Annotated in this window: 21 protein-coding genes; 12 read left to right on the plus strand and 9 right to left on the minus strand. The window is 68.6% G+C overall.

Translation table 11 applies throughout. The features are described from left to right. Positions 1-32 precede the first annotated feature (32 nt). Entirely contained in the window at positions 33-581 is a 549-nt protein-coding gene (locus ACSQ2G_RS20320; protein ID WP_436033977.1) for a PAS domain-containing protein, read from the plus strand. A gap of 112 nt (positions 582-693) precedes the next feature. Here ACSQ2G_RS20320 and ACSQ2G_RS20325 read toward each other — a convergent pair whose 3' ends face one another. From ACSQ2G_RS20325 to ACSQ2G_RS20335, 3 genes are all read right to left on the minus strand, one after another. After that, on the minus strand, positions 694-1,632 hold the full coding sequence (locus ACSQ2G_RS20325) for an aldo/keto reductase (protein ID WP_436033979.1): 939 nt from the start codon (positions 1,630-1,632) through the stop codon (positions 694-696). Positions 1,633-1,695: 63 nt separating this feature from the next. Continuing rightward, positions 1,696-3,360 carry a choline dehydrogenase gene (locus ACSQ2G_RS20330; RefSeq protein WP_436033981.1) on the minus strand — a complete coding sequence of 555 codons (1,665 nt, stop codon included), beginning with the start codon at positions 3,358-3,360 and terminating at the stop codon, positions 1,696-1,698. Between the two features lie 320 nt (positions 3,361-3,680). Then, the gene (locus ACSQ2G_RS20335; protein ID WP_436033983.1) at positions 3,681-4,142 is read right to left on the minus strand and encodes a carboxymuconolactone decarboxylase family protein; all 462 of its coding nucleotides are present in this window, start codon (positions 4,140-4,142) and stop codon (positions 3,681-3,683) included. A gap of 81 nt (positions 4,143-4,223) precedes the next feature. Here ACSQ2G_RS20335 and ACSQ2G_RS20340 point away from each other — a divergent pair, with 81 nt between their 5' ends. Further along, positions 4,224-5,126 (plus strand): sigma-70 family RNA polymerase sigma factor, encoded by a 903-nt coding sequence (locus tag ACSQ2G_RS20340; RefSeq protein ID WP_436033985.1) that lies wholly within the window; start codon positions 4,224-4,226, stop codon positions 5,124-5,126. Positions 5,127-5,300: 174 nt separating this feature from the next. Here ACSQ2G_RS20340 and ACSQ2G_RS20345 read toward each other — a convergent pair whose 3' ends face one another. The 6 genes from ACSQ2G_RS20345 to ACSQ2G_RS20370 all read right to left on the minus strand — a co-directional run bounded on the left by ACSQ2G_RS20345 (position 5,301) and on the right by ACSQ2G_RS20370 (position 12,843). Then, entirely contained in the window at positions 5,301-5,828 is a 528-nt protein-coding gene (locus ACSQ2G_RS20345) for a DUF4303 domain-containing protein (protein WP_436033986.1), read from the minus strand. A gap of 145 nt (positions 5,829-5,973) precedes the next feature. Next, entirely contained in the window at positions 5,974-6,567 is a 594-nt protein-coding gene (locus ACSQ2G_RS20350) for a hypothetical protein (protein ID WP_436033987.1), read from the minus strand. Positions 6,568-6,680: 113 nt separating this feature from the next. After that, on the minus strand, positions 6,681-7,259 hold the full coding sequence (locus ACSQ2G_RS20355) for a hypothetical protein (RefSeq protein ID WP_436033988.1): 579 nt from the start codon (positions 7,257-7,259) through the stop codon (positions 6,681-6,683). 232 nt (positions 7,260-7,491) lie between these two features. Then, the gene (locus tag ACSQ2G_RS20360; protein ID WP_436033990.1) at positions 7,492-7,863 is read right to left on the minus strand and encodes a hypothetical protein; all 372 of its coding nucleotides are present in this window, start codon (positions 7,861-7,863) and stop codon (positions 7,492-7,494) included. Positions 7,864-7,870: 7 nt separating this feature from the next. Beyond that, positions 7,871-12,427: an RHS repeat-associated core domain-containing protein gene (locus tag ACSQ2G_RS20365; RefSeq protein WP_436033992.1), complete on the minus strand. Its 4,557-nt coding sequence runs from the start codon at positions 12,425-12,427 to the stop codon at positions 7,871-7,873. Beyond that, positions 12,424-12,843, minus strand: a complete 420-nt coding sequence (locus tag ACSQ2G_RS20370; RefSeq protein WP_310082236.1) for a DUF1795 domain-containing protein — start codon at positions 12,841-12,843, stop codon at positions 12,424-12,426. The genes ACSQ2G_RS20365 and ACSQ2G_RS20370 overlap by 4 nt, the downstream gene beginning before the upstream one ends. A gap of 461 nt (positions 12,844-13,304) precedes the next feature. Here ACSQ2G_RS20370 and ACSQ2G_RS20375 point away from each other — a divergent pair, with 461 nt between their 5' ends. From ACSQ2G_RS20375 to ACSQ2G_RS20420, 10 genes are all read left to right on the plus strand, one after another. After that, on the plus strand, positions 13,305-13,919 hold the full coding sequence (locus tag ACSQ2G_RS20375) for a TlpA family protein disulfide reductase (RefSeq protein WP_436033994.1): 615 nt from the start codon (positions 13,305-13,307) through the stop codon (positions 13,917-13,919). Beyond that, a complete protein-coding gene (locus ACSQ2G_RS20380) occupies positions 13,910-14,575 on the plus strand; it encodes an ABC transporter ATP-binding protein (protein ID WP_436033996.1) in 666 nt (221 codons plus the stop codon). Before ACSQ2G_RS20375 ends, ACSQ2G_RS20380 begins: the two co-directional genes overlap by 10 nt. After that, positions 14,572-15,804, plus strand: coding sequence for an ABC transporter permease (locus ACSQ2G_RS20385; protein ID WP_436033998.1), 1,233 nt, complete (start codon positions 14,572-14,574; stop codon positions 15,802-15,804). The genes ACSQ2G_RS20380 and ACSQ2G_RS20385 overlap by 4 nt, the downstream gene beginning before the upstream one ends. Continuing rightward, entirely contained in the window at positions 15,801-16,274 is a 474-nt protein-coding gene (locus ACSQ2G_RS20390; RefSeq protein WP_436034000.1) for a hypothetical protein, read from the plus strand. Before ACSQ2G_RS20385 ends, ACSQ2G_RS20390 begins: the two co-directional genes overlap by 4 nt. Then, a complete protein-coding gene (locus ACSQ2G_RS20395) occupies positions 16,271-16,753 on the plus strand; it encodes a DUF3299 domain-containing protein (RefSeq protein WP_436034001.1) in 483 nt (160 codons plus the stop codon). The genes ACSQ2G_RS20390 and ACSQ2G_RS20395 overlap by 4 nt, the downstream gene beginning before the upstream one ends. A gap of 69 nt (positions 16,754-16,822) precedes the next feature. Further along, positions 16,823-18,787, plus strand: a complete 1,965-nt coding sequence (locus ACSQ2G_RS20400; protein WP_436034003.1) for a M1 family metallopeptidase — start codon at positions 16,823-16,825, stop codon at positions 18,785-18,787. A gap of 24 nt (positions 18,788-18,811) precedes the next feature. Continuing rightward, positions 18,812-20,488 carry an acid phosphatase gene (gene acpA / locus ACSQ2G_RS20405; protein ID WP_436034005.1) on the plus strand — a complete coding sequence of 559 codons (1,677 nt, stop codon included), beginning with the start codon at positions 18,812-18,814 and terminating at the stop codon, positions 20,486-20,488. A gap of 292 nt (positions 20,489-20,780) precedes the next feature. After that, entirely contained in the window at positions 20,781-22,007 is a 1,227-nt protein-coding gene (gene zigA, locus ACSQ2G_RS20410) for a zinc metallochaperone GTPase ZigA (RefSeq protein ID WP_436034007.1), read from the plus strand. Positions 22,008-22,069: 62 nt separating this feature from the next. Further along, entirely contained in the window at positions 22,070-22,195 is a 126-nt protein-coding gene (locus ACSQ2G_RS20415) for a hypothetical protein (RefSeq protein ID WP_436034009.1), read from the plus strand. Between the two features lie 56 nt (positions 22,196-22,251). After that, complete coding sequence (locus ACSQ2G_RS20420; protein ID WP_436034011.1) at positions 22,252-22,857, plus strand: MerC domain-containing protein; 606 nt, start codon at positions 22,252-22,254, stop codon at positions 22,855-22,857. Positions 22,858-22,998: the final 141 nt, after the last annotated feature.

The following is a 22,998-nucleotide window of genomic DNA, read 5'->3' on the forward strand; positions in this document are numbered from 1 at the left end:
CGACCGCGCGAGAGCCCGCCAGGGGAACGACGATGTTCCATCCAAGCACGGAACGGTTGATAGACTATTGGCGTAGCAAGGCCGTTAACGGCGGCGTGCCCGCGCGCGCCGCCGTCAATCCGGGCGATTTCCTGGATCTGCTGCCGCAGGTGTTCATCCTCGGGCGCGACGTGAAGGGCCGTTATCCGGTGCGGCTGGCCGGCGGATTCGTCACCGACCTGCACGCCCGCGACCTGCGCGGCGAGGACGCCCTGGGCTTTTGGGCGTTGTCGCACCGCCTGGAGGTCAAGTCCGCCCTGGACATCGCCCGCCGCCGCGGCGAGCCCGTCGTGATCACCGCCGATATCCGCGCCATTGGGGCGCCGTCGGTCGGCATGGAAGTGCTGCTGGCCCCGATGATCGGCGCCGACGGCCAGACCGACCGTTTCCTGGGCCTTTACCAGCCCATCGCCATGATGCAGCGCCTGATGGGCCGCCCGGCCTCGGAACTGGGCGTGCGCAGGATCCAGGGCCTGGGTCCCGCCAACGAGGAGGCGCCGCGCCTGCGCCTGGCGACGCTGCACGGGCGGCGGATCGCCTGAAGGACATCACGAGCTTTCCGTCGGGGGGCGGAAAGGGCGGCGCGCGGAGGGGCGCGCCGCGGATGGGAAGGGGGCGCCGAGGGGCGACCCCTTCCCATTTCGGCTCTTCGACCTAGCCCGCCGCGTTCAACGCCGCGATCACCTCGGTCGGCAGGGTCAGCCGGGCCGCGCCCATCAGTTCGTTCAACTGCTCGACGCTGGTGGCGCTGGCCAGGGGGGCGGTGATCGCCGGATGGGCCATGATCCAGGCCAGGGCGACCTGGGCTTGCGTGGCGCCCACCGTCTCGGCGGCCGCGTCGAGGGCGGCCAGGATCTTCAGGCCGCGCGCGGTGAGGTACTGCTTGACCGTGCGTCCGCGCGAGCGCCCCTCCAGGTCCGCCTCGGTGCGGTACTTGCCCGTCAGGAAGCCGGCGGCCAGGCCGTAATAGGGGATGATCCCCAGGCCCTCGCGCGCCGCCAGCTCGGCCAGCGGCCCCTCGACCTCGTCGCGGTCATGCAGGTTGAACTTCGGCTGAATGGTCTCGTAGCGCGCCAGGCCCAGGGCCTGCGAGGTCTTCAGCGACGCCGACAGCCGCTCGGGCGAGAAGTTCGACGCCCCGATCGCCCGCACCTTGCCGGCCTTCACCAGCCTGTCGAACGCCTCCAGCGTCTCCTCGATCGGGGTGGCGGCGTCGTCCTGGTGGGCCTGGTAGAGGTCGATATAGTCGGTCTGCAGCCGCTTGAGCGAGCCCTCGACCGCCGCGGTGATATTGGCCGCCGACAGGCCCGGCTGGGCCGGCCACATGGCCACCTTGGTCAGGATCAGCACGTCGTCGCGCCGCCCCCGCGCCTTCAGCCAGCGACCGATCACGCTCTCGGACTCTCCTCCCACATGACCGGGAACCCAGGCGGAATAGACGTCGGCGGTGTCGACCGCGTTGAAGCCGCCGTCGACGAAGGCGTCCAGCAGCCGGTGCGACGTCGCTTCGTCGGCGGTCCATCCGAACACGTTGCCGCCGAACACCAGCGGGGCGGTCGACAGGCCCGAGCGGCCGAGGGGGCGGTGGGTCATGGGGCAATCTCCTGGTGGACCGGAGTCGACAGATAGGTATGCGAAGCGGGTGGCGGGACGCCCTCAGGCCGCCGCCGCCCGGCCGTCGTCGAACACCGGCGCGTCCACGGCCGGCAGCAGGGCCTTGCCTCGGATCAGGTCGGAAGCGCGTTCGGCGATCATCAGGGTCGGGGCGTTGGTGTTGCCGCCGATCAGGGCCGGCATGACCGAGGCGTCGACCACCCGCAGGCCGGCGATCCCTTGCACGCGCAGCTGGTCGTCGACCACCGCCAGCGGGTCGCCCGCCGCGCCCATCCGGCAGGTCCCGACCGGGTGGTAGATGGTCTCGGCCTTGGCGCGGACCCAGGCGTCGATTTGTTCGTCGGTCCTCACGTCGCCACCGGGCGCGTACTCGGCCTCGCGATAGGGATCCAGGGCCGATTGGGCCGCCACCTCGCGGGCGATCTTCACCCCCTCGCGGATGGCGCGGCGGTCCTCCTCGGTCGCCAGGTAGTTGGCCAGGATGGTCGGGTCGTCGAACGGGTCGGCCGAGCGCAGCCCCACCTTGCCGCGGCTCTCCGGGCGCAGCTGGCAGACGTGCAGGGTGAAGCCATCCTTCTCGACCTGGACCTTGCCGTGGTCCTGCATGATCGCCAGCACGCCGTGGATCTGCAGGTCGGGTCGGTCGAGATCGGGGCGCGACTTGAGGAACGCGCCGCTCTCCAGGAACTGCTGGCGGCCCAGGCCCTTGCCCAGCAGCATGTAGGACAGGCCCGTGCCCAGCTTCTTCAGCCCCTTGTTGGCCGAATAGGCGGTGATCAGGTTCCTGGTCGTCCACGACAGGCAGACGTCCAGGTGGTCCTGCAGGTTGGCGCCGACGCCCCTGGACTCGTGGACGACCCCGATCCCCTGGGCCTTCAGGTCGTCGGGATCGCCGATCCCCGACAGCTGCAGGATGTGCGGCGACTGCACGGCCCCGGCGCTGAGCAGCACCTCGGCGTCGGCGTGGACGACGAGGCGGTCCGGGCTGGTCCCGACGACGTACTCGACGCCGATCGCCCTGCCGTTCTCGACCAGGATCCGGGTGGTCCGCGCCTCGGTGACGCAGGTCAGGTTCGGCCGCGCCAGGGCGCCGGCCAGATAGGCCGCCGCCGCGCTGCAGCGCCTGCCGTCGCGGATCGTCAGGTCGTAGAGCCCGAAGCCCTCTTGCCGATAGCCGTTGAAATCCTGGGTCACGGCATGCCCGGCCTGGCGTCCGGCCTCGACCAGGGCGGCGTAGAACGGGCTCTTGGACTCGCCGCGCGATACGGACAGCGGCCCCGAGCCGCCGTGATAGGCGTCGCCGCCGCCATGGTGGCTTTCCGAGCGCTTGAAGTAGGGCAGGACCTCGGCATAGGACCAGCCCGCCAGCCCCATCTGCCGCCACTGGTCGTAGTCGCGCGCGTGGCCGCGGATATAGATCATGCCGTTGATCGCCGAGCTGCCGCCCAGGCCCTTGCCGCGGGGCCACCACAGCTTGCGGTCGTTCAGGTGCGGTTCGGCCTGCGTCCAGAAGCCCCAGTTCTGCTCGCCCTTGGCCTTGATCAGCTCGCCCACCCCGGCCGGCATCCGCACCAGGATCGAGCTGTTCCGGCCTCCGGCCTCCAGCAGCAGGACCTTGACCGCCGAATCCTCGGTCAGCCGCGCGGCCAGGACGCAACCGGCCGAACCGGCGCCGATGATGACATAGTCGTAGCGCGCGCTAGCCATGGCCCGACGTCGCCTCCCTGGAATATTATCGTTGTTAAGGCAGAGAGTGACCCGGGTTTCGACGGGCGGCAAGAGGGCGGCGCGTGTGTCGGTACAGGCCAGATATGACCCCGATTCAAGTTTGTGTTGTCGGCTTTGCAAATCGATCGCGGCAGTCTCACTTGGCGCAGGTCTGACTTGGATCAGTCGGAGCCGTCGCTGGCGCGGCGCGGCCGAGGCGCGGCTGCGCGTTGCTAGCCGACGTGGATCGGAAGGACCCGCCCTCCGATCCTTGCCTCAAGCTTCGGCGCAACGTCAGCACCGCCACCGCTCAGGTGCGATTAGCCCCACTTGACCGAGCCGGCCACCATGCGCACCGACGCGTTCAGGCGGTTCCAGACGTTGATCGTCGCGATCGACAGCAGCAGCGAGGCCAACTGGTCCTCGTCGTAGTGGCGAGCGGCCTCGTTCCAGACCTCGTCGGACACGGCCTCGCCCCGGTCGGCGATGCGGGTGACGCTTTCGGCCAAGGCCAGCGCGGCGCGCTCGGCGTCGGTGAAGTAGGGGGTGTCGCGCCAGGCGGCGACCGAGAACAGGCGCTCGTCGGTCTCGCCGGCCTTGCGGGCCATCTTGCCATGCATGTCGACGCAGACGCCGCAGCCGTTGATCTGGCTGACCCGCAGGTGCAGGAGCTCATGCACGGCGTGCGGCACGCCGCCTTTCTTGCTGGCTTCGCCCAGAGCCATCAGCGCCTTCATGGCGTCCTGGTTGACGAAGGCGGGGTTGTTCATACGGGCTTGCATCGTCTTTCTCCGTTTGGTTCGTCACATCGGCCGTGTCTCGACCGTCATCCCCTTGACGGAGCCCAGGAGGGGGATGTGACGATGGACGAGAAAAATTTTCTGGCGACGCAGTTCGAGGCCAGCCGGGCCCACCTGCAGCGGGTGGCGTTTCGCATGCTGGGCTCTCGCGAGGCGGCCGAGGACGCGGTGCAGGAAGCCTGGTTCAAGGTCAGCCGCGCGGACACGGCTGACGTCGGCAACCTCGGCGGCTGGCTGACCACCGTGGTTTCGCGCGTATGCCTGGACATGCTGCGCTCCAGGCGAGCGCGGCGCGAGGACGCGCTGGGGCCGGCCCTCCTGGAACCGGCGATCGGCGAGGACGATAGCGCCTATCCCGAACGCGAGACCCTGTTGGCCGATCAGGTTGGCATGGCGTTGATGGTGGTGCTGCAGACCCTGCCGCCGGCGGAACGGGTGGCTTTCGTGCTGCACGACATGTTCGACTTGCCGTTCGACGACATCGCCACGATCGTCGACAGGAGCCCGGAGGCGGCGCGCCAACTGGCCAGTCGCGCTCGGCGTCGCGTCGGCGGCGGGACGGCCGCGGTCCGGCCCGACATCGCGCGACAGCGCGTCGTCGTGCAGGCCTTCCTGCGGGCCGCGCGCGGCGGCGACATGCAAGGCCTGTTGGCGGTCCTAGCGCCGGATGTCGTCTTCCACGCCGACGCGGCGGCCCAGAAGCGCGGTTCGCGGCCTGAACTGCGCGGCGCGCAAGCCGTGGCGGCCAACTTCCATGGACGGGCGCAGGCGGCCAGGCCAGCTCTCGTCGACGGCGCCTTGGGACTGGCGGTGGCGATCGACGAAGGTCCGGTCTTCGTGGTGTTGCGCCTGACTCTGAGGAACGGCCGGATCGCCGCCATCGAGGCGGTGGCGGATCCCGAGCGCCTGAGCGGCTTCAAGATCGAACTGCTCGACGAGCCGCCGATCGCCGATAGGGTTATCTAGAACGTCCGCTTCCTGGCCGTGCCTGATCACTGCCTGGCCAAGCCATGCCGAGCCTGTTGGGCGCCGAGGCTCGCCCTGTTTGGCCGCCCGCCTCGGCGGACGACGCCCTTCGCGTCGAGACGGCCCCGCGACGTCCCCATGGGTCAGTCGCGCTCGCCAGCCCTCCGGCGCGGTTCAACCGAAGCGACGCAGGAAACGGCTGGCAAGGTCGGCCGCGTTGATGCGGGAGGCCGAGGCGTTCTCGATCTCCTCGGCGGCGTCGCTGTCCGTCACGGTTACAAACGCCGTGACATCCGCAAGCCGCTCGCCCAGCGCCGCCTTGGTCGCCACCAGCGCGGTGGTCATCGCTTCGACCAGATGGTCGAAATAACTGTCGAAATCCGATTCCTCCTGTTGCTCGAGCAGCGCGTTCACCCGTGAAAAGGCAGACCTGTCCCAGCCTTCCACGACCCATTCGCCGGACGCCCAACGGTAATAGATCTCATCCTCAGGTGAATTCGGCTCATCCTCATCCTCCGCTTCGGCCGTCAAATGCGCCTGGTAGCCTTCTTCAGTGTTGGCAGCCAGCGCGACGTTGGCGCCGTCGTCGGACGTGAAGAGAGCTAATGCATAGATATGCTCTCTCTCATGCTTGGATAAGAGACCCTTTACCGCCGCTAGCGACGCCGATCGAAGCTCTTCGGAAATGTCTTTCCAACTCACCAACATCTCCCTCAAGGCTAGGGGCGTCGACCTGCGACATCGTTCCCTTACCAACCCAGGTCTTTGGCATACGAACTATGGCTCGGACGCATGCCACACGTCGGGAGGCGCCGCCAGGCAGCTGCCTGCCAAAGCGCCGAGAGACCTATTCCCCAAGCAGAAAGGCGAGCGCGGCGTCCCTATCGGCCTCCGGTACCGCGCCGAGGACATCGCGACGGATTTCAGCGCGCATCTCTTGCGAGATTTCGAAATCGTCGTCGTCCTCATCGAACAGGTCACCGCCGTGCTCGGCCACGAAATACCGGATCCAGGCCGCCAGCAGGGCGAGGAGGGCCGGAAGGTCGGGGGCGATGCGGACATAGGTCCATGTTCCGACGCCGTGGCGGGAGTAGCAGACCGAGCCGTCCTGCCCGACGCTGACGGGATTGGCGGTCCAGGCGGCGATGACAAAGCGATCGGCGGGCCAGGCGTCGATCCGCTCGCCGGTGATCCCGTGAAAACGATATCCGGCCTGGCGGTCGGAGAGTTCGTCGAGGCCATAGAAATAGAGATCCTCGACGATCCAGGGCATGTCGAACGTCTTCGGGTAGCCCACTTGGGTGATCTCGGCGGCGAGGGCCGGTCCGAAGACCGTTTCGCAAAGCCGAGCCGCGTCGCCTTGGGGTTTCTCCAATACGATGGCGATACCGGTTTCGCTGGCGGCCCGGACGAGGTCGCTGAGAGTATCAGCGTACGACATGGTTCCTCACCTTTGCGTCCCGGTCCACGCACGCTTCCTTTCGATCACCATCCGTCGAGCGGCTGGTTTCCAAGGTTCACTCCGACAAGGGGCGGAGCGTCAGGCTACCTGCATCAAGGTGCGGACGCCGCGATCCCGTGGATTGAAGAAGACGTAGATCTGCGCCGTGTCGTGTGCGAGGTCCGAGGCGTCGAGCTGCCCGACAAACACCAGCGGCGCCTCGCCGTCGAAGGGCCAGGACGCCGACTGGAGCCACCTGGGCGGCTTTTGAGATAGCGGAAGTCCTTGGCGATCTTGTCCTTCGCGAAGGCCAGCTTCTCTCGTTTGTCGCCTAAGGTCTCGAAGCCCGCGATCAGCGTCTTGATGTAAGATTCCGGCAGCGAGAGCCAGGCGGGTGAAGCATCCAGAGCCAGCCCGTAGGTCTTGAGGCTGGACGTGTCGGTTTGGTGTTCGACGCCGAGCGCTGTCAGCAGCTTCGACAACGCATCCCGCAGGCTAATGTCAGTCGCCGGTTCCGAGACGTCCTCATCCATGATGTACAGGAACAGATTGCCTGCGTTGGTATAGGGCGGAATGGACGCATCCTGCTCCAGGAACGTCTGCAAGGCCTCGTCGTGCAGGACCTGCGCGTAGAAGTCGGACAGGGGCATGCGCCCTTCCAGGTATTCGATGATCGTTTCCGTGGGGGTCATCTGCGATCTCATAGATGTCGGTGGAGATCGAGGTCTGCATGTTGCTCACGCGTGACCCCCCTCGAATTCACCGGTGAGCGTCGGTGCAGGTCGTGGAAAATAGATCTCGAAATCTTCCTTCGGATGGGACTCGGCCGAGCAGCGCTGATCGCGCTCAAAGATCTTCCAGGAGCCGCTTGGCACGCGCGAAGCCCTGATCGGCCGATTTCGCCGACCATTAGAGATCACGACATCATTCTGGATCTTCCAGCCATCCGATGACGCGTTGTTGCTCTAGAGATTTTTCGCGGCTGGTAATCATATTGCCCAATTTGGTTGAATTGAGCTCGAAATATATATTACCTTCCTTATAAGCTTCTCGTTCGCTAAGCTCATAGGCTCTGTGAGAGATATTTAGGGACTCTAAATCGTTTAGCAGCGACAGCATATCTCCTGCGGCGCCAGAATCTAAGCGACCGAATATCGGCTTATCAAGCACCGGCGTATGACCGATGATTGCCTTCTTTATTTCCATAAGACCTTTTCCCGACAAGCGAGAGATTTTCGAAATAATGCCCGGGGGGACCCGGTCATTGTTTTCGATCATCAGAACGAGCCGCGACATCAGTACCTCAGAAATCTAGAAGAGATTCGGGCTTAAGCGGAACGCCGTGCGAAGGATTCTGCCAATTTCCGCCATGCCAGCCATGAAAATGCTCAGAAAAGGTAACTGGCGCGATATTGGCCGGGTCGTTAGCGAGTTGGGGATAGCGAGATACACTGTATTTATGGTGCCCGAAAATGCCGCGAGGCGTGCCGCCATCCAAAATGGACTGACGCGCTTGCGCGTTCCAATTCCGCGTACCGGGGAGGCCATTGGACAGATTCTGCCTTTCCTGAGCCCAAAACCGGTCGATCCCTTCCTGCCGTCGAGCGGTCAATCGTTCCTGCCACTGCAGCCGCTGCCACTCGGCGCGCGTGATCGTGCGGTTCTGGACTTTGTCGAGTAGCGCGGACCGTGCCTTCCGGGAGAGTTGCTTGTATGGAGTGCCGTAAGCAGTCGGTTTCCCATTGCACGACGCCAGCCCACTAGGATCCATCCACGCCAGCGGATCGTGCACATACGCATGCGTCCGGAGCCCGCCGTCCAGTCCGATCGGGTCGGGCGAAAGATACTGGCCAGTCTCCGGGTCGTAATAGCGGTTGAGATTGTAGTGCAGACCGCTCTCGGCGTCCTCCCACTGGCCCGGGAAGCGGAGCGCGCAGCCGGAGTCTTGCGCCTCGTCCTCCGCTTCGCCGTGCCGTTCGCGCAGCAGGTCGCGCGCGGTTCGGGTTCGGCCCCATAGCTCGGGCTCGGCGCGCCAGCGGCACGTTCCCTCCGCGCTGAACAGCGCGCGGGGCGCGCCGATCTGGTCGGCGACGATCGGCAGCAGTTCCGTCTCGCCATACGCGGGCGCGCCGTCGTCCCCGGCGCGGACCAGTTCCTTGGCGAGCGGACGCACCCCATCCGGCTCGAAATGCCAGCGTTCGATGCGGAGCGGGTTGGAGCCGGAAGCCCCCTCGCCGTCGGTCCCGGGCCCGGGCCCGGGGCCGCGCCGATGCCACGCCTCGGCGATGGCCTGCCCCTGCCAAACATAGTCCACCCGCCGATTGGGCTCGTCGAGCAGCACCTTGGCCACCCGCCGCCCGAACGCGTCGTAGGTGTAGCGCCAGCGCGCGCCGTCGGGCGTCTCCAGCCCCACGAGCCGGTCGAACCCGTCCCAGCGGTAGCGCCAGCGCCGCGGGCGGAAGCCGTCCTGGGTGAGCACGCGCTCGGTCATGCGCCCGCGCGCGTCGTAGCGGAACCGGTTGGGGCCCGCCTCGACCACGCAGTCGCGCCAATAGCGGTGTTCGCCCGCCAGGCCTTCGGCGAGATTCATCAGCGCGTCGTAGCGATAGGTCTCGCGGCCGCCGGCGCGCTCCACCGCCACGGCCTGGTCGCGCAGGTCGTAGTGATAGCGCGTCACGCCTTGCGCGCCGGCCGCCGCGCCGGTCTCGACGGCGCCCGCCAGGCGGCCGAGACGATCCCATTCGTAACGCCGGGTCAGGGCGTCGGGCTCTTGCCGCCCGGCCGCGAAGACGGCGACGCCGCCCGCCCGCTGCTCGGCGAGCCGCCCGCCCAGGTCGTAGCGCTGGCGAAGCTGGAACGCGGTCGGCGTGCCGATCGCCGCCAGCTCCCGCAGCGTCTCGAGCCCGCTCGCGTCGTGGGCGAAGCGCAGGGCATGGCCGTTGCTCTCGTAGCGCGTGAGCAGCCCGGCCTCGTCGAAGGCCAGCGCCGTTTCGCCGCTGGGGCTGGAGCGGCCCACGCATCGGCCCGCCTCGTCATAGCGATAGGCGACGGCGATTCCGTTCTGCGTCTCGCGAACGAGCCGGCCCTTGCCGTCGTACTCAAGCGAGACATCGGCGACCCGCCGCGGCGCGCCGTCGGCCAGCACCCAGGTGCTGGCGCCGACCAGCCTGTCCTGGTCGTCGTAGCGATAGGAGATCGCGTCTTCGCCCGCGAGCACCCGCACGATGCGGTCGCGCGGGTCCCATTCGAAATGCTGCTCGGCGCCGTCCGGCATCCGCTTGCTCAGGACGCGACCCAGGACGTCGCGGTGATAGAGCGTCTCGCGGCCCGCCCAGTCGACCTGGGCGGAGAGCCGGCCGGCCGGATCGTAGCGGAATCGCCATTGCTGCCCGACGGCGTCGGTGATCGCCGCCAGGCGGCCCGCGCCGTCATAGGCGAACTGGGTCGTGGCGCCGAGCGGGTCGATGACCTGACGCAGCGTGTCGAACGCGCCATGGACAAAGCGGGTCGTTTGCCCGTCGGCCCGGATGCGAGCCTTGATCAGCCCTTCGCCGTCATAGGCGAAGCGGATCTCCCCGGCGTCCGGTGTCTGCGCATGGCTGACCGCGCCGCGCGGGTTCTCGGGCGAGGGCTGATACGCCCAGCTGCTGGTCCGTCCCGCGGGGTCGGTGAGCGCCAACAGGCGCCCCATCCGATCCCACGCGTAGCGCGAGACCCGGTCGCCGGGATCATGACGGGCGAGGGGACGACCGGCCGCGTCGTTTTCCCACTCCGTGGCGCCAAATCCGGCGACCTGCTCACGGCTCAGCACGCCGCGCTCGTCATATTCCGCCGAGCCGGAGGCTCCGCCGGCTTCCTTCCACGCGACGATGTTGCCGCGCGCGTCGCGGGTCCAACTGGCGACGCCGTCCGGATCCTCGAACTCGACGAGCGCGCCCCAGGCGTCATAGGCCCACCGGGCGCTGCGTCCGGCCCAATCGGTCTGGCCGATCAGGCGCCCGTCGCCGTCGTAGGCGAAGCGGGTCTCGCGGCCGGCGGGATCGACCCGGCGCTGCAACCGCTCGAGCGAGTCCCATTCGCTGATCGTGCGCGCGCCGAGCGGATCCTCCTCTTCGACGACGAGGGCGTTGGCGTCGTAGCGGAAGCTGGTGACCGCCCCGGTGGCGTCGACATAGCGCGAGCGCCGTTCCTCCGGGAAGTAGAGGAAGCGGTCGTTGAACATCCCCTCGCCGGTGTGGGTGCCGACGACCCGGCCCGCCGAATCGTAGGCGATCTCCACCTCGGTCAGGCCGCTGTCGCGCCACCCGTTCAGCCACCCTTCGGACGTGTACCGATAGTGGAATTCGCCGGCGAACGCGCCCAGAACATGCAGCAGGCGTCCTTCCGCATCATAGTCGTAGCGGACGAGCGGCTCGCGCTCGCCCTCCATCCACAGCGTGCTCAGCCAGCCCTGCGGCGTCGTCTGCACGCGGAACATCGTGCCGTCCGCATGCTGGATGTTCGTCAGGCGCCCCTTGGCGTCGCGATGGAACAGGATGCGGTTGCCGTTGCGGTCCTCGATCCCCGCCATTTCGAGGATCGCCGCGTCGCCGACGGGCGCGAAGAGCAGGAACTGCTGGGTGCGGCTGTCGAACAGGCGCAGCTGCTCGCGCGTGCCGGTCAGTCGATAGTAGGGCGCCTTGAGGTGGCGGGCGTCGACCTGGGTTCCGCTTCCGATCGCGAACAACAGGCGCTGGCCGCCCGCGTCCTCGAGCAACGCCGTGCCGGCCTTCTGGTCGAGCAGCACCCGCTGCGACCAGTTGCAGATCCAACGCGGGCCGAGCATGCCCTCCACCTGCATTCGCCCGGGATAGGTCCGCTCCAGATGCAGGGGCAGGACGCCAGGATAGTGGAAGTCGGTCCGCTGGTCGGCGTAGTCGCCGGTGACGATGTCGACAGGCTCGCCGAACAGTCGCCGCAAATTTCCGTCGAGCAATCCGCCCTGGCGCACGGCCGACCGCATGCCCGCGACCTCGGCGATCGAGAGCAACAGCTGCTCGGCGATCGAGAACTCGGCGTCGGGGGTGCCGTAGCTGCCGGTCGTATCGTCGCCGAGCACGGTGGCGCAGCCTTGTTGGACCACCGCGTTGCACGACAGCTTGTGGCCGATGCGCGCCATCGGCAGGCCGTTGATTAAGATGGTCTTGCTGCCCTCGATGATCAGCGAGGGGACCGACGGATGCTTGATGCAGGCGGCGACATCGGTGACGCGCGCGGCGGGCTTGCCTTCGAAGAGCACATTCAGAGAGCCGGTGCCGATCGGGCCGGACAGGGTGGCCATCTTGGCGCCGGCCCCCGCGATCGCGGCGGTGACGAAGCCGCCTGCCGCCCCGGCGCCGAAGGCGACCGCCGCCCCCACGAGCGGCGCCGCCATGCCGGCCGTGCCGATGATCGCGGCGGCGCTCACCGCGACGAGGGCTCCGACGACGATACCGGCCGCTATGCCGACGAGCAGGCCGGCGAAGGCGTTGCTATGCGCGATCTGGTGCGTGAGGTGGGCGGCCTGCTTCCCGGGACCCGCGAGGCGCTGGGCGCCAAATTGCTGCGCGACCCAGAACGCCGCTTCGTCGGCGTGGACCTGCTCCGCGATCGCGGCTCCCGCCATCGCGCCAGCGATCGGCGCGGCGACCCGGCCGGCGAAGCATTTCAGCGCGGCCATTCCGCTCGAGGCGGCCGAAGCAGCCCCCGCGACAAAAATGCCGCCGGCGGCCACGTGCCCCGTCGTCGCGATCGCCGACACCGTGCCCGCGTTGCTCGTGGCCGCGGTGCGGTCGGCAAGCTCGCTCAGCTTGTCGTTGGCTATGGGAGTCGCGTCGGTCACGGAGCGAAGGTGAAGGACGTGATGGCCGAGATCAGCGCGTTTCGCGTTTCCTCGTCGCGCCCGCCCGGGATCGATCCGGTGAAGGTCAGGACGGCGTTGGCCTCGCGCAGCACGATCGCCATCACCTGATGGATGGGCTTGCCGTCACTGCGCCAGCCGAGCTCCATGAGCTGCGCTTCGCGACCGTCGACCTGACCGGCCGTGTCGGCGAAAATCTCGCATCCGGCCAGTTGCGCCATGAAATTCTGGCGCATCTGAGCGACATAGTCGCGGAAGGTCATGCCGAGCGGCAGGCGATCCCTCGCGATGACCAGATTGGCGCCCTGCACCTTGGCGTCCACGGGCAAAAGCACGTTGATGCTTTGATCCTGCCACTCGGAGGCCAGTGTTAGCGATCCCTCGGCGATCCGATACACTTTTTACGTCCTATTGGTGCGGTAGAGGTCTCTATACCTTGGGTCGCCAAGATGGCCTACCCCCATTCGGGAGCGAGATGACCGACTGGAGAGATCTCGTCGCCGATAAGCGATATCCGCGCCTCGGATATGAAGACTTCGCAAGGTTAAGCTTTCCGGGTCATCTCAAATCGTTAACGGCGACTCGTGTTCTCGACGGCAGCCGTATTTGTGCGCCCGCGTTCGCCGTGCGGAGGTCGTGTTCCAGGAAGGGTTCGAATCTCCGGAACTGGCGCGGGGCGAGCCTTTCCTGATGGCTGTCGAGAAGCCTTCCCGGCGGGGGCGCCGCAGGGGTGGCGGGCGCCTTCTGAACGCCTGTCGTCGCTTTGGAATTTCCGCTTGTGCTGGGATATAATGTTATATCATAACATTATGGCGCGGAGTGTCCGCGCTGGTGACGGAGTCCTGGGTTGGGACGGCGTGTGCGGCATTTCGGTCCCGAAGAGCAGGTCCGGGCTGTCGGCGCGCCGCGGGCGGCCATGGGGCGCGGCGTCGTCTCGCGCTTCGAGCATCTCAGGGCGCCCGCGCTCGACTTCGGCTCGCCGAACAAGCTGAACGGGTGGGGCGCCTTGGCCGCGCTCGTCGCCATGGGTTCGGCCCTGGCGGCCAGCGGTCTCGACGCCGCCCACGCCGCCATTCCCGCCTTGAGGTTGGCCCCTCTGGACGAATCCGGACCGCCGCCCGTGCTGACGGGGCGGCCGACCATCCTGGTGTTCTGGCGCGCCGACTGCGCGCCGTGCCTCGTCGAGCTTGGCCACTTGCGCCAGCTGGAGGCGGCAAGCGGCCACGCGCGCCTGGCTCTGGTGGCCCTGGACGACGCGCCGACCGCCCGGGCCAAGCTCAAGGCCATGGGCCTGGCGCCCCGCCACGCCTGGCGACTGCGGGACGATCCGGCCGCCACGCTGTCGGCCCTCGGCCGGGGCGCGCCGCGTCTGCCGTTGAGCGCCGCCTACGACTCGGCCGGCCGTGCCTGCGGTCTGCGCATCGGCCTGCTCGGCGTCGACCAGGTCCGCGACTGGGCGCGCGCATGCTCCTGATCCAGGATCTCGCCGCGGGCTACGAGGCCGGCCCCGTCGCACGGCTGCCTTGGCTGCGGGTCGAACCCGGCCAGGCGGCGCTGCTGCTGGGCGCCTCGGGCTCGGGCAAGACCAGCCTGCTGCTGGCCATGGCGGGGCTGGCGCGCATCCACGCCGGCGTCGTCGAACTCGACGACGTCAATCTCGCCGGCCTGTCGCGAGGCGACTTCGACCGTTTTCGCGGCCAGCGCATCGGGCTGATCTTCCAGGACCTGCACCTGTTCGCCGGCCTGAGCGTGCTCGACAACGTCCTGCTGGCGCCGTTCGCCGCCGGCCTGGCCCAGGATCGCGGGGCGGCGGTGTCGCTGCTCGAGCGACTGGGGCTGGCCGACCACGCCGCTCGGCCGGCCGAGCGCCTGAGCCGCGGCCAGGCCCAGAGGGTGGCGATCGCCCGGGCCATGTTGTTGCGGCCCAAGCTGATCCTGGCCGACGAGCCGACCGCCAGCCTCGACGACGCGGCCTGCGACGGGGTCTGCGATCTGCTGCTGGCGGCCGCCAGGGACACCGGCGCGGCCCTGCTGATCGCCACCCACGACCAGCGCCTGAAAGCTCGGATCGACGTGTCGGTCGAGGCCGAACCGGTCGACGCGCCCCCTCTCATGGAGACGGGCGCATGACCCTCTTGAAACTGATGCTGGCCTTCGTGCGGCAAAAGCCGCTGACCTGGGCCTTCCATGCCCTGACCCTGGCGCTGGGCGTGGCCGTGGTGACCGCCGTGCTCGACCTGGGGCAGGGGCTGGACAGCCGTTTCACCCGCGACCTGGCCGACATCAACCTGGTGGTCGGGGCCAAGGGCGCGCCGATGCAGCTGATCCTGAGTTCGATCTACCAGATCGAGGCGCCGACCGGGAACATCCCCCTGGAGACCGCCCAGGCGCTGTCGCGCAACATGATGGTTCGCCGGGCCGTGCCGATCTCGCTGGGCGACAATGTCGGAGGCTTGCGCATCGTCGGCACGAGCCCGGCCTATGGCTCGATCTACGGCGCGAGCCTGGCCCTGGGCGGCTGGTGGGGGCGGCCGATGGAGGCGGTGCTGGGCGCGGAGGCCGGCAAGCGCCTGGGGCTGCGCATCGGCGACACCTTCGTCGGCGACCATGGCCTGTCGCCCGGCGGCGAGACCCACAAGGGCAGCCCCTACCGGGTGGTCGGGATCCTCAGACCGACCGGCGCGGTGATCGACCGGCTGGTGCTGACCGACATCGCCAGCGTCTGGAAGGTCCACGAACGGGAGAACGCCGAGCACGCCCAGGCCCTGGCGGCGGGACAGGCCGTCGATCCGACCGACGTCGACCGCTCGCCCAGCGGCCGTGAGGTCACCGCGGTGCTGGTCACCTATCGCTCGGCCATGGGCGCGCTGATGCTGCCCCGGCTGCTGCAGGCCCAGCCCAACCTGCAGACGGCGGCGCCCGCCATCGAGACCGCGCGGCTGAACCAGATGCTCGGGACCGGCGCGGGCGTGCTGAGCGGCTTTGGCGCCGGCCTGCTGGCCCTTTCGGCGCTGGGCTTCTTCGTCGCGCTGTTCTCGGCGGTCAGCCAGCGGCGCCGGGAGCTGGCCCTGCTGCGCGCCCTGGGCGGGGGCAGGGGACTGCTGTTCGGCCTGGTCTGCCTGGAAGCCCTGGCCCTGGGCCTGATCGGCGGCTTGGCCGGCTGGGGCCTGGGCCGGGCGGCGGCCGCCTTCGCCGCGGCTCGGGCGGCCGCGGATGGCGGCCTGGCCATCGCCCTGCCATCGCCGGGCCTCGGCGACGCGGCCCTGCTGGCCGGGGCGCTGCAGCTCAGCGTCGTGGCCGGCCTCGTCCCGGCCATCGTCGCCGGCCGCGTCCAGCCCGCCCAGACCCTGAGGTCATGACCATGCTCTCTTTCGCCCGAGCCTCGCGGATCGCCGTCGCCGTGGCCTGCCTTGGCCTGACGGCCATGACCCGCGAAGCGCCGCCGCAAGGGCTGGTCCCCGATCACGACGACGCGCCGATCTGGATGCTGCTGAAGACCAGCACGCGGTTCAAGATCGACGCGGCCAAGGGGCTCTATGTCGCCAGTTTCGACAAGCCCATCCAGGCCGCCGAGGGCAAGCCGTTCACGGTCAGCGGCTACCTGCTGCCGCTGGAGGCGACGCCGTCGTTCCGGCATTTCGTGGTCACCCGACGCAACACCGGCTGCCCGTTCTGCCCGCCCAACGAGATCGGCGAGGCCGTCGAGGTGTTCGCCAGGAAGCCGGTGACCTACACCCAGGCCGAGGTGACCTTCACCGGCCGGCTGAAACTGGTTTCGTCGAGCGCCGAGGGCATGTTCTATCGGCTCGACGAGGCCGAAATCCGATGAGCCCGCGTCACGCCGTCGGCCTGGCGAGCCTCTTGACCGTCCTGGCGCTTTCGGGACCGGTCCAGGCCCAGTCCGGCTTTGGCCAGGCGCCGGGCGAGCGCAGCGCCCAGCTGCGTCTGCCCAAGTCCGCCGCGCCGCTGTGGACGACGCTGCGCAAGACCAGGATCGGCGAGGACGCCAGGCGCGGGATCTACACGGCCAGCTTTCCGCCCGAGGTGAAGGCGCTGGACGGGACCCAGGTGACCCTGTCGGGCTTCATGCTGCCGATGGATACGGCCCAGAGGTCCAAGCATTTCCTGCTCGCGCGCTATACGCCCGTCTGTTTCTTCTGCCCGCCCGGCGAGCCCAACGAGGTCGTCGAGGTGATCAGCCGCCCGGGCGTCAAGCTGACCGGCGGGATGATCACCCTGTCGGGCCGCATGACCTTGACCAACAATGGCGAGAAGGGCCTGTTCTTCCGCCTCGATCAGGGCGGCTGAGCCGTCCGCCATGGGGACCTCCAAAATGCGCAATCTGCTGACCGGCTCGGCCAAGTCGGGAGCCAAGCTTTGATCCGGATCTCCGCCCTGGCCCTGGCCGCAAGTCTCGCGGCCGCGCCGCTCGCCCACGCCCAGGTCGCGGCCCCGGCGCGGGAGACGAACCCGTATGTTCCGCTCAAGACCTTCGCGCCACTCAGCCTGCCGTCGCCGCCCACCGCTCAGCGCGGCGCGGCCGGCGCGCCGGGCGCGGCCTATTGGCAGAACAGGGTCGACTACAGCATCGACGCGCGACTGGATCCGGCGGCCAAGACCCTGTCGGCCCAGGAGACCATCACCTATGCCAACCGCAGCCCCGACACGCTGGACATGCTGTGGCTGCAGCTGGACCAGAACGTCTATCGCCCCGACTCCCGGGCCGGCGCCCAGGGCGGGCGGCCGCGCAAGGCCTTCACCGACGGCTATAGAATCGAGGCGGTCGAGATCGAGGGCGCCGGCGCGGTCCCGTTCCTGGTCGACGACACCCGCATGCGCGTCACCTTGCCCAAGGCGCTGAAGCCGGGCGGCCAGCTGAAGCTGAAGGTCCGCTACCACTATACCGTGCCCGGCCTGTTCGGCGGCCGCACCGCCTGGGGCCCGTCGAGCGCCGGCGAGATCTTCGACATCGCCCAGTGGTATCCGCGCATGGCCGTCTACGACGACGTCCGCGGCTGGGACACGCTGCCGTACCTGGCCAACGAGTTCTACCTGGAATACGGCGACATCGACTACGCCGTCACCGTGCCCGACGACATGATCGTCGCCGGCTCGGGCGCGCTGACCAATGCCAAGGACGTGCTGAGCGCCCAACAGCGGGCGCGCCTGGCGGAGGCCGCCCGGAGCGACAAGACCGTGATGATCCGCGCGCCGGAGGAGGTCGCCGCCACAGGACCCGCCAAGGGAACCAAGACCTGGCGCTTCCACATGAGCGACACCCGGGACGTGGCCTTCACCGCCTCGCGCGGCTTCGTCTGGGACGCGGCCCGCATCAACCTGCCCGATGGCAGGACGGCGCTGGCCCAGTCGGTCTATCCGCCCGAAAGCGTGGGCGAGGGCGCCTGGAGCCGTTCGACCGAGTACATGAAACACGCCGTCGAGCAATTCTCGACGCGTTGGCACCCGTATCCCTGGCCCAACGCCATCAACGTGGCCGGACCCGCCACCGGCATGGAATATCCAGGCATCGTGTTCGATGGCGTCGATGATGCGGGCAAGACCCTGTTCTGGATCTCGGCCCACGAGATCGGCCACTCCTGGTTTCCGATGATCGTCGGCTTCGACGAGCGGCGCGACGCCTGGATGGACGAGGGTTTCAACACCTTCATCGACGTCTACGAGTCCGACGCCTTCGAGAACGGGGTCTACGGACCCAAGCGGGATTCGGAATACGCCCCCGGCCCCGGCGCGCCGGCCGACCAGATCGCCGAGATCCTCGAGGACGCCGCCGCGCCGCCGATCCTGTCGCGCGCCGACACCATCAAGGAAAAGTACCGTCACCCGATCACCTATTTCAAATCGGCGTTCGGCCTGACCCTGCTGCGCGAGGACATCCTGGGGCCGGACCGCTTCGATCCGGCCTTCCGCAAGTTCATCGCCGACTGGGCGTTCAAGCACCCCAAGCCCAGCGACTTCTTCCGGGCCATGGAGAGCGCCGGCGGCGAGGACCTCAGCTGGTTCTGGCGCGGCTGGTACCTGAACAACTGGACGCTCGACATGGGCGTGACCGACCTCGTCCAGGACAGCGACCCGGCCAAGGGCGCGCGGGTCACGGTCGAAAACCGGGGGCAACTGGTCCTGCCGGCCACCCTGAGGGTGACCTTCCAGGACGGAACCCGGCGCGACATCCGCGTCCCGGTCGAGACCTGGATGCAGTCGGGCTCGCACGTGTTCACGATCGATGCGGCCTCGCCCGTGGTCGAGGCGGTGATCGACCCGGATCACCGCATCCCCGACCGCGACCGCACCAACAACAGCCAGCGGCGCGCGCCAGCGGTCTGATCCCCCGCGCGCCAGGAGACCTCCATGACCAAGAAACCCGGCGATCCGGATCGCGCGGGCGACGCGGCGTCCAAGCCCGCCGACCCGTCCCGTCGCCGCCTGTTCGGGGCCGTGGCCCTGGCCGGCGCGGCCCTCGGCGGCCAGGACGCGAACGCCGCCGTGTTCGGCCCCGGGCGACCGTCGGCGCGCGAGATCGACCGGCGCCTGGCCAAGGCCATCGATACGGTCGTGGTGATCTATGCCGAGAACCGCAGCTTCAACAACCTGTTCGCGGGCTTCCCGGGATTGCGGGAGCCGCTGACCGGCCTGTCGCCGGAAAGGGCGCGGCAGCGCGACCGGGACGGCAAGGTGCTGGACCGGTTGCCGCCGATCTGGGGCGGCCTGGTTCCGCACGAGCAGGTGGTCGAGCATGGGCGTTATCAGATCGCCGAGGCGGACCTGCCGCCGCAAGCCAACGCGCCGTTCGCCCTGAAGACCCAGGCGGGCGATCCCCTGCCGCACGGGGTGGTCACGCGCGACCTGGTTCACGCCTTCTACCAGAACCAGATGCAGATCAACGGCGGGCGCAACGACCAGTTCGTCGCCTGGGGCGACAGCGGCGCGATGGTGATGGGTCACTATGGCGACGCGGCGGTGAACCTGCGCCTGTGGCGGCTGGCCGAGCAATATACCCTCTGCGACAACTTCTTCATGGGCGCGTTTGGCGGCTCGTTCCTGAACCATCAGTATCTGGTCGCCGCTCAGCCGCCGTTCTATCCGGACGCCGCCGCCAGCCCGGCCGGGACGATCATCGCCCAGGTCGAGGGCGATGATCCCCAGGGCGCGCGGCTGAAGCCCCTCGTCGACTCGCCCGCCAGCGCCCTGGACGGGCGGCCGCGTTTTGGTCCCAGCACGCTGACCCCCGACTTCTGGGCGGTCAACACCATGGCCCCGCCCTATGCGCCCAGCTGGAGCCGGGACAAGGCCGACCCCGACCTGGCCGACTCGTCCCAGCCGACCACCCTCGTGCCCCAGGTCCACGCCACGATCGGCGACCGGCTGAGCGCCAAGGGCGTCGACTGGGCCTGGTACGCCGGCGCCTGGGGGGCGGCCCTGGCCGGCGGCCAGGACGAGGAGGTTCTGTTTCCCGCCAAGCCGAACTTCCAGGCCCACCACCAGCCGCTGAACTACTTCAGGAGCTTCGCGCCGGGCAAGGCCGAGCGCGCCAGGCGACTGCGCGACGCCGGCCTGGGCGACAGTCCCCGCACCAACCGGTTCCTGGCCGACGCCGCGGCCGGGCGGCTGCCAGCGGTGACCTTCTACAAGCCGCAGGGCGACCTCAACATGCATGCGGGCTATTCGGACGTCGATGCCGGCGACCGCCACATCGCCCGCGCGATCGAGGCCCTGAAAAGCGGACCGCAGTGGGACAGGATGCTGGTCATCGTCACCTTCGACGAGAACGGCGGCTGGTGGGACCATGTGGCGCCGCCCAAGGGCGACCGCTGGGGGCCGGGCACGCGCATTCCCACCGTGGTCGTCTCGCCCCACGCCCGAAAGGGGCATGTCGACCACACCCTCTATGACACCGGCTCGATCCAGCGGTTCCTTAACCGCCGCTTTGGCCTGGAGCCGCTGCCCGGGATCGTCGCGCGCGACCGGGCCATGGTCGCCGCGGGGGGTGTCGCGCCGGGCGACCTGACCGCGGCGCTGGCCCTATGACCATCCTCGACCCGAAGGCCTGACCGGCCGCGCCCTGAGTTTGCGACCGCCACGCCAAGGGTGGAGGACCGCCGTCGGGCCTTGGCGCGCCAGGGCCGGAGCGCCCGCCGCGAGGAGCGCGCCGCCGCCGAACACGAGCAACTGGCGACGATCGATGAGGGGGGAGGACATCGAGACTCCTCGCGGCGAGACCCGACGGTTTAAGCATGAGTGTTATGTTATAACAATAACCATTGCAGCCTCCGGCGTCGCTGGTTATGAGTGTTATATTATAACATCCTTAGGTGTCCCTATGACCGAGGTTCCAACCGCGTCGCGTCCAGGCCGGATCGACCGGCGCTTGCCGGTCACCGTGCTGTCGGGGTTCCTGGGCGCCGGCAAGACCACCTTGCTGAACCATGTGCTGGGCAACCGCGAGGGCAAGAAGGTCGCGGTGATCGTCAATGACATGAGCGAGGTCAACATTGACGCCACCCTCGTCGCCGAAGGGCGCGCCGACCTGTCGCGCACCGACGAGGCGCTGGTGGAGATGTCCAACGGCTGCATCTGCTGCACCCTGCGCGAGGACCTGCTGCAAGAGGTTCGCCGCCTGGCCGCCGAGCGGCGCTTCGACTATCTGCTGATCGAGTCCACGGGCGTCTCCGAGCCGATGCCGGTGGCGGCGACCTTCGACTTCCGGGACGAGGCCGACCAGAGCCTGTCGGACGTGGCGCGGCTGGACACCATGGTCACGGTCGTCGACGCCTTCAACTTCCTGCGCGACTACGGCTCGCGCGACCGGTTGGCCGATCGCGGCGAGACGGCGGGGCAGGGCGATGATCGCACGGTCGTGGACCTGCTGGTCGAGCAGGTCGAGTTCGCCGATGTCATCGTGCTGAACAAGACCGACCTGGTCTCGGCCGACGATCTGGGCCGGTTGCGCGGCATCATCGCCACCTTCAACCCGGACGCGCGGATCGTTGACGCCGAACGGGGCGCGGTGGCGCTGGACGCCGTCCTCGACACCGGCCTGTTCAGCTACGAGCGCGCCCAGGGGGCGGCCGGCTGGCAAAAGGCCCTGATGGGCGAGGTCCTGCCCGAGACCGAGGAATACGGCATCGGCCACTTCGTCTACCGGGCGGCCAAGCCGTTCCATCCGGAGAAGCTCAAAGCCTGGCTGGACAGTCAGTGGCCCGGAGTGATCCGCTCCAAGGGCTTCTTCTGGCTGGCCACGCGATACGACCGCGTCGGCGGCTGGAGCCAGGCCGGCGCGGTCACCCAGTGCGGACCTCACGGTCGCTGGTGGGCCACCGCGCCGCGCGAACAATGGCCCGACGATCCGGCGTGGCGAGGCGCGATCGAGAAGGTCTGGAAGCCCAGGCACGGCGATCGGCGTCAGGAGATCGTCCTGATCGGTCAGGACATGGATCGGCAGGCCCTGACGCGCGGTTTCGACGACTGCCTGCTGTCGGACCTGCAGTTCGGCTTCGGGCCCAAGGCCTGGACCAAGCTTCCCGACCCTTTCCCGTCATGGGACTAGCCCTTAGCCCTGTGCTCTCGCCGGAGGACCGCGAGCCGAGTTCGGCCTGGGTGGCGTCGGTCATGGGACTGAGCCTGGAGGACGCCGAATGGCTGCTGGTCCTCTACCGGTTCGCCCCGCCGCAAGCCTTCGGAGAGGGCGAGCCGGGCGAGAGGCCCTGGCGGGTCTATTTTTGCGAGCCGCTGTGATCCCGCGGGCCGTCATCGCGGCCAGCGCCCTGTTCGCCTGGAGCCGAGCGCGACGCATGAAGCCTGACGAAGCCGCCGCCTACTGGATCGTTCGCCGGGATTCGCGAGGTCTGGCGCGGACCGAGGCCGCGGCGTTCCAGGCCTGGCTCGCGATCGACGCCAACCGGGAAGCCTATCGCCACGCCCTGCGGACGTGGACGGCCCTGGACGGCGTCGGCGTCGGCGTCGGAGGCGTGGCGGCGACCGATGTCTTTCAGTTGGAAGGGAGGCCTGAGATGAAGATGACCCTGGCGCGCGCCATGGACGCCTCGGCGATCGGCCTGTCGGCGCTCTGCCTCGTCCACTGCCTGGCGCTGCCGGCGCTGGCGCTGGTCCTGCCGTTCCTGGGCGCGTGGGCCCATGCCGAATGGGCGCATGTGGCGTTCGTCTGCGCCGCCGCGCCGATCGCGCTGACGGCGCTCATGGACTGGCGCACGCTTCGACCGCACGCCTGGGCGCTGGTCGCCCTGGCGGCCCTGGGCCTTGGCCTGATGCTGGCCGGCGCCCTCGAGGTCCCGTCGGCCGGGTGGGAGCGCCCGCTGACGGTGATCGGCGGCGTCATCCTGGCCACGGCGCACATCCTCAATTGGCGGCGGCGCCACGCTCACCACGAGTGTTCATGACCTGGAGCACGACCAGCGGTCCCGCGGAGCGGCGCCCCGTCGCGGAGACCTCGACATTAGTATGCTTTGGGTTAGCCCCGAAAAATGATGCGATTTATGGACCTGTGATCTCCGGATAGGTTTCCGAGGCTGCTCCATTGG

It is taken from the genome of Caulobacter sp. LjRoot300, assembly GCF_964253875.1.
In the GTDB taxonomy this organism is placed as follows: Bacteria; Pseudomonadota; Alphaproteobacteria; order Caulobacterales; family Caulobacteraceae; genus Caulobacter.